This window comes from Streptomyces populi, assembly GCF_002911015.1.
GTDB lineage: Bacteria > Actinomycetota > Actinomycetes > Streptomycetales > Streptomycetaceae > Streptomyces > Streptomyces populi.
In genome coordinates, this window is record NZ_KZ627061.1 from 1 (window position 1) to 4,059 (window position 4,059).

2 protein-coding genes are annotated in these 4,059 nt (G+C 70.9%); both read left to right on the plus strand.

Annotation, left to right across the window (positions count from 1 at the left end; genetic code table 11):
- The coding region (locus CW362_RS42440) for an FG-GAP repeat domain-containing protein (protein WP_162684442.1) at positions 1 to 757 on the plus strand (757 nt) is incomplete at its 5' end.
- Between the two features lie 188 nt (positions 758 to 945).
- A complete protein-coding gene (locus tag CW362_RS45415; protein ID WP_103554911.1) occupies positions 946 to 3,987 on the plus strand; it encodes a helix-turn-helix transcriptional regulator in 3,042 nt (1,013 codons plus the stop codon).
- Positions 3,988 to 4,059: the final 72 nt, after the last annotated feature.

Sequence of the window (4,059 nt, forward strand, 5' to 3'; positions counted from 1 at the left end):
CCGGGGCCGCTGGCAGGGCCCGGAGACCTTCGGCGAGCCCGTCAGGATCGGCGAGGGCTTCGACAACGTGCTCTGGCTCGGCACCGGCGACTTCACCGGCAACGGCTACGCGGACGTCGTGGTCATCTCCAAGGACGAACAGGCCCTGGTCCACCTCAACCAGGGCGGCCTGAACGGCATGGACACCCTCGCCGCCCCGCTGCGCTTCGGCGGGAAACTGCCCGAGGTCACCTACGACACCATCGCGCTGGGCGACCTGACCGGCGACGGCCGCACCGACATCGTCGGCCGCCTGCAGCACACCGGCCAGGTGCACCGCATCATCAACCGCAGCGCGGCCGGCGCCCCGGAGATGTTCGCCCCGCCGCAGCCCTTCGCCGTCCTGGACCCCGGCGACATCCCCGCCGGCCTGGCCGACGTCACCGCCAGCGGCCGCCCGGACCTGCTGGTCCTGCACGCCGACAACAGCCTGTCCGTCCACGAGGTCTACGCCCACGGCCGGGGCCCGGAGGGCGAACCGGCCGGCGAGGCCGTGCGGCACGCACTGGACACCGGATGGAACCTGGAGACCTACAAGGTCTTGACCCTCACCGACATCGACGGCGACGGACACCCCGACCTGCTGGGCCTGCGGCACGACGGAACCCTGATGGTCCACCGGCACAGCGGCTCCTTCGACCCCCGCTCCCCCGAGACCACCTTCGACCCCCCGCAGGTGCTCGGCAAGGGCTGGGACCGCTTCGACATCATCAGCTGACCCGCACCCCCGCGCACCCCCCGGCACCCCCGCCCCCGTTCCCCCGCACCCCGCACACGGCCGCCCCCGTTCCCCCCACTCCCCCGCACACGGCCCGCACACCGCCCCCGCAACCCCGGTGCCCGGCAGCGTCCCCCACGCCGCCGGGCACCGGCACGTCAAGACCGGGCCAACACAAAGACAAAGCAATGCAAAAATCCGCTTTTCCATTCCATTACTTTCCCTTTCCCGGGCCGCTCGAGGACCGCTCGAGAGGGCACCCCACCGGCCTTGACAACAACCAGGCGGTGTCGAACAGTTACGCGCATAATCAAGCCACGCCAAGGCGTTTCACGCACAGGGGGACCCAGGCAGTGAAACTGGTGGAACGGGAACTGCACCTCAGTTCGCTCAAAAGCATGCTCGCGCATTCCATCGCCGAAGACAGCAGAGCCGCCGTCCTGACCGGACCGGTGGCCAGCGGGAAAAGCGCACTGGCCCAGGCACTCGTCGAGCACGCACACGACCTCGGCGCCCAGGTCCTGCAGACCCGGTGCTCACCCGCCGAGGAACACCTGCGGCTCGAGACCGTGCGCCAGCTCCTCGACATGAGGCCGAAACACAACAGCGTGATCGAAATCCCGCTCGGCCCCTCCTACAGCTCCAGCAACCCCGCACAAAAACCGGCACCGCGCCGGCCGCTGGACCCCGGACGGCTCACCGCACGCGATTTCGGCGACCTGCTGCTCGAATTATCCGCCGAAATTCCCGTGCTCATCGTCGTCGACGACTTCGAATACGCCGACGAGACATCGGCCGAATACCTCTCCCACGCCGTGCGCCGCATCCGCAGCTCCCGCGTCATGACCGTGATCGCCACCAAGAACGGGCCCGGACCCCGCACCGTGCGCCGCACCGCCGAACTGCTGCGCAACCCCCACTGCTGCCCCATCCGCCTGCGGCCCCTGTCCCGGCCCGCCGTGGGCGACCTGCTCACCCAGCGCCTGGGCACCCCCGCCAAAAAATCGGCCACCGACCAGCACTACGCCGCCAGCGGCGGAAACCCCCTGCTCCTGCACGCCCTCATCGACGACCTGACCGCCCGCACCCCCGCACCCCGCCACCCCGAGCACCTGGAACTGACCGCCGCCGAACACTACGCACAGGCCGTCATCACCTGCCTGTACCGCAGCACACCCGACCTGACCCGCACCGCCGCCGCCCTCGCCGTCCTCGGCGACACCCCCCGCCCCGACCTGTTCGAACACCTCCTCCAGGACCCCTCCACCACCGCCGAACAGGCCCTGCAGCAGCTCACCGCCTCCGGCACCACCACACCCGGCGGCCGCTTCCGCCACCCCGCCGCCCGCCAGGCCGTCCTCACCGCCACCGACACCGCCACCCGCACCGAACTGAACCTGCGCGCCGCACACTGGCTCTACCAGCGCGCCGAACCCGCCCCCCGCATCGCCCGCCACCTCCTGGCCGCCGGCCACGCCCGCGAACCCTGGCAGACCACCGTCCTGCGCGAAGCCGCCGCCGAGGCCCTCCACCGCCAGGACACCGAACACGCCGTCTCCTGCCTGGAACTGGCCCACACCCAGTGCACCGACGACACCCTGCGCACCGAACTGACCATAGAACTCGCCGAAGCCACCTGGCCCGACAGCCCCCTCACCGCCATGCGCCGCATGCTCCCCCTGCACACCCAGGCACACGACCGCCCCCTCGAACACCGCCACGGCCTGGCCCTGGCCAAAACCCTGCTGCGCAGCGGCCGCTTCGACGCCGCCCAGGACGTCCTGGACCGCCTCGAACCCACCCCCGACCCCCACACCTCCACCGACCTGTACATCTTCGACAAATGGCTCGAGACCTCCTACCCCCGCTTCGGACAGCGCTTCCGCACCCGCCCCGCCCCCCCGCCCCCGCCCCAGCCCCTGCCCACCGGCACCGAGACCTACCTCCACGCCATCGAGATGCTCGCCACCGTCCTGCGCTCCGACGCCCACGACGAAGTCATCACCATCGCCGAGGAAACCCTGCGCAACTGCCCCGCCGACGACCGCACCATGGAAGCCGCCAGCACCCTCATCGCCGCCCTCTTCTACGCCGACCGCACCGACACCCTCGCCACCCAGTGCGACCGCCTCCTCACCCAGGCCACCCAACGCCACGCCCCCGCCTGGCAGGCAGTCCTCTCCAGCCTCAAGGCCCAGATCGCCTACCGCCAGGGCGACATCAACACCACCATCCGGCACGCCCGCCACGCCCTGACCGCCATGTCACCCCAGAGCTGGGGCGTCGGCATCGGCGTCCCCCTCAGCAGCCTCCTCATGGGCGCCGCCATGGCCGCCGACCACACCACCGCCGAACAAGCACTCCACCACCCCGTCCCCGAAACCCTCCACGAAACCCGCTTCGGCATCCACTACCGCCACGCCCGCGGCACCTACTACCTCACCACCGGCCGCCCCCAACTCGCCCTGCGCGAACTCCTCACCTGCGGCGACCTCATGACCCAATGGCACATGGACACCCCCAGCCTCGTCCCCTGGCGCCTCGACGCCGCCCAGGCCTACCTCCACCTGGGCCGCCCCGACCAGGCAGCACAACTCCTCGACGAACAAACCCGCACCCACCCCACCACCAGCAACAGAATCACCGGCATGACCCTGCGCCTCCACGCCGCCACCCAACCCCCCCACCACCGCACCCCCCTCCTCCACCACGCCATCACCCTCCTCACCCCCACCGGCGACCGCCTCGAACTCACCCGCGCCCTCGCCGACCAGACCCACACCCACACCCACACCGGCAACACCACCGCCGCCCACCACACCCGCCGGCAGACCCTCGACCTCATCAACCAGAGCGGCGCCACAGCCCTCCACACCCTCCTCCAACCCCAACCCCCCACCCCCCACACCGACACCCCCCAGCCCACCCGCACCAACCCACCCGCCACCACCCACACCAACACCGGCACCGGCACCGGCACCGGCACCGGCACCACCCCCCACACCGGCACCACCCAGCCCCACCCCCGCGACCACCACCTCCTCTCCACCGCCGAACACCGCGTCGCCACCCTCGTCGCCCGCGGCTACACCAACCGCCAGGTCGCACGCCACCTCTACATCACCAACAGCACCGTCGAACAACACATGACCCGCGTCTACCGCAAACTCAACATCACCCGCCGCACCGACCTCCCCACCTGGCTCACCCACCCCCACACCAACACCTGACCCCCCCCCAGACCGCGGGCACGAGCGGGCAGACACACCACCGGACAGGCAAAAAACGACACAGACACGCCA

Excerpts from the sequence above, each read along its gene's own strand:
- CW362_RS45415 (WP_103554911.1), top strand. The coding sequence starts at position 946 with ATGCAAAAATCCGCTTTTCCATTCCATTACTTTCCCTTTCCCGGGCCG.